The 2,933-nt window shown below is 71.3% G+C and carries 2 protein-coding genes and 1 pseudogene; all 3 read right to left on the minus strand.

The annotated features are described in order from the left end of the window. Positions 1–263 (minus strand): annotated as a pseudogene (locus tag I71_RS29695) (1-acyl-sn-glycerol-3-phosphate acyltransferase); the annotation flags it as partial. After that, positions 260–937, minus strand: a complete 678-nt coding sequence (locus I71_RS29700; protein WP_042702875.1) for a CDP-alcohol phosphatidyltransferase family protein — start codon at positions 935–937, stop codon at positions 260–262. The gene I71_RS29700 and the pseudogene I71_RS29695, both read right to left, overlap by 4 nt. Continuing rightward, the coding region (locus tag I71_RS29705) for an AMP-binding protein (protein WP_042702877.1) at positions 934–2,933 on the minus strand (2,000 nt) is incomplete at its 5' end. The genes I71_RS29705 and I71_RS29700, both read right to left, overlap by 4 nt.

Below are 2,933 nucleotides of genomic sequence, written 5' to 3' on the forward strand. Positions count from 1 at the left end.
TTGAGGCAGCCCCCCGCGGACCGCGCCCGCAGGGGCCGAGCCGCCCCAGTAATCGAGCGCCGCCCCGGATGCGTGCGCGCCCGCAAATCCGCCGGCAGGGCCGCCATGACGGCAAGCGTGTCGAGGTGGCTGGTGTGGTTGGCGAAATAGATGCGCGGACCGTCTGCGGGGGCACTGCCCTCCCAGCTCGCGCGGGCGCCGACCAGCAGACGGGTCAGCCCCAGCAGACCGTGGCGGAACGCCGGTTGGAGAAGAGGGATCATGAGCGGGCCTCCGGCTGATGGGTTGCCAAATGCCGGGACTTCAGCCGGCGGGCGATGCCGAGCGTGCGCGTCGCGACGGTGAACAGGCTGCCGCCCATGATGATCCAGGCCGCTGCCAGCAGGCTGTATCGCGTTCCCCACAGCGCATGCTCGACCGCCTGGGCGAGCAGGGCGGCGGTGAGGGCGGCCATGCGGCGCTGCTTGGCCATCACCCCGCCGAAATCCTGCGCCAGCCCCAGGGCGCCACCGAAGGTCCGGACATAGGCGGTCATCATGGCCGCCAATGCCGCCGCCCAGCCGAGCCAGGGCAGGCCGGCAGCATAGCCCAGCGGCACCAGGAAGGCGGTGTCGGCGACGCGGTCGGGGATCTCGTTGTAGAGCGCGCCGACCGGCGATCCCTTGCCGCCCTCCACCGCGACCATGCCGTCGAGCAGGTTGCAGACGAGGCGCAGCTGGACGCACAGCGCGGCGCCGATCCAGGCCAGGACGCCGCCCTGCAGCAGAAGGGCGCCGCCGATTGCCGCCCACACCGCCGACAGCAGCGAGATCTGGTTCGGGGTCACCGGGGTCGTGGTCAGCCACGCCGCCAGCCGTTGCGCCCAGCGGGCCGACCGGGTGGCGATGGGGCGCCGGTCGGCGGACGCCTTGGTGGCGGTTGTGGTGTTCTCCATCATGCGGTCTCCTTGGCGGCGGTCTCCGCGACAAACCGCGTCACAGCCGGATAGTCCCTCTTGCCGGTGCCCAGCAGGGGGATGGCGTCGATGCGCAGGATGTCGCGCGGAATGGCGATCTCGGGCGCCCCCCTGGTCCGCGCGACGGCAACCAGCGCGTCGCGGGACAGCGTGGCGCTGGTGGTCGCCAGCAGGATCCGCTCGCCGCGCTTGGCATCGGGCAGCGCGACAGCGGCATGCGCGGCGTCCGGATCGGCGAGGCTCGCCATTTCTTCCACGAGGCCGAGCGGGATCATCTCGCCGGCCACCTTGGCGAAACGCTTGACCCGGCCGACGATGCGGATGAAGCCGTCGGCGTCGATCTCGACGATGTCGCCGGTGTCGTGCCAGCCGTCGGCCGGCGGCTGGATTTCGCCGGGACGATCAGTGTACAGGTAGCCCTTCATGACATTCGGCCCGCGCACCCGCAGCCGCCCGCCGGCATCGACGCCGGGCACCGGCAGCAGTTCGGTCTCGATGCCGGGCAGGGCCTGCCCGACGCTGCCGGGACGGAAGCGGGCCGGGGTGTTGACGGCGATCACCGGCGCGGTCTCGGTGGTGCCGTAGCCCTCCAGCAGATGGACGCGCAGCCGTTCGGTGTAGACCCGCCGCGTCTCGTCCTGCAGCCGTTCGGCCCCGGCGAAGACGAGGCGCAGCGAACGGTAGTCGTAGGGGTCGGCCGACCGTGCCCAGGCGTTCAGGAAGAAATCGGTGCCGAACAGGACCGTGGCGTTGGTCTGGTAGACCAGTTCCGGGATCAGCCGGACATGGCGCGGGTTGGGGTAGAGCACCGTCTTCACCCCGTTCAGGATCGGCAGCAGCATGCCGCCGGTCAGGCCGAAGGAGTGGAAGATGGGCAGGCAGTTGAACACCACGTCCTGCCGGGTGAAATCCACCACCGACGCCACCTGCGCCATGTTGGCGAGCAGGTTGTCGTGGCTGAGCGCCACGCCCTTCGGCGGCCCCTCCGACCCGGAGGTGAAGAGGATGGCGGCGGTGTCGTCGCGGCTCCCCTGCGGCGGCAGCAGCCGTTCCGGCGCGATCAGCGCCGCCAGGGCGCGCAACCTGTCGTCCAGCCGCAACCCGCGCTTGATCTCTTCGAGATGGATGATCGCGTGGTCGGCGGCCAGCGCCTCGACCAGCCCACCGAGGCGGGCCTTCTCGATGAACTGGGCGGAGGTGATGATCCGTCGCACCCCGGCGGCACGGCAGGCGGCCTTCACTGCGTCCGGACCGGCGGTGAAGTTCAGCATGGCGGCCGGCCGGCCATGGGCGGCGAGGCCGAAGAACACCGCCGCCGTCGGCGAGGCGGTCGGCAGCAGCACGCCCACCGGCTCCTCCGCCTCCGTGCCGCGCGTCAGGATGCGGCCGAGCACCAGGGCGCGGGCCGCCAGGGCCCGGTAGGACAGGGTGGAGAAGTCGCCGTCCTGGACGGCCTCTTCCCGCGGGCCTGCCTTGCGTCGGGCATCGAGCAGAGCCAGCATCAGCGTCTCCTGCCGTGGGCGGGCGGCGAAGACGCTCTCCGTCATCACGCGCGACAGCCAGGACTTCAGGGCGGCGCGCCGCATCTTGCCGACCAGACCGCCGACATCGGGAGTCATGACCGGCGGCAGAACGGTGATGGTGATGCGCGGGAACAGGCCGAGCCGCAACCGGCCCTTCATCCGCGACAGCACCGAGCGCTGGGCGCCCTCGATGCAGACAGGCACCACCGGGCAGCGCGCCTTGTCGGCCAGCATGCCGGGGCCGCCGTTGATCTTCATCAGCGAGCCGGTGACGGTGATCCGCCCCTCCGGGAAGACGCAGACCTTGTCGCCGTCGGCGAGGGCGCGGGCCAGGATGCGGGTGCCGAGCGGGTTGGTCGGGTCGATGGTGACGTGGTTGGCGATCGCCAGGAAAGGCCTGACCAGGGGGTGCTTGGCGAAGTGGGTGTCCACGGCCAAACGCATGCCCGGCAGGA

This window comes from Azospirillum sp. B506, from assembly GCF_000333595.1.
Lineage (GTDB): Bacteria > Pseudomonadota > Alphaproteobacteria > Azospirillales > Azospirillaceae > Azospirillum.

What these genes read in the sequence shown, in the direction of transcription:
- I71_RS29700 (WP_042702875.1), bottom strand. Translation starts at nt 937, where the DNA reads ATGATGGAGAACACCACAACCGCCACCAAGGCGTCCGCCGACCGGCGC.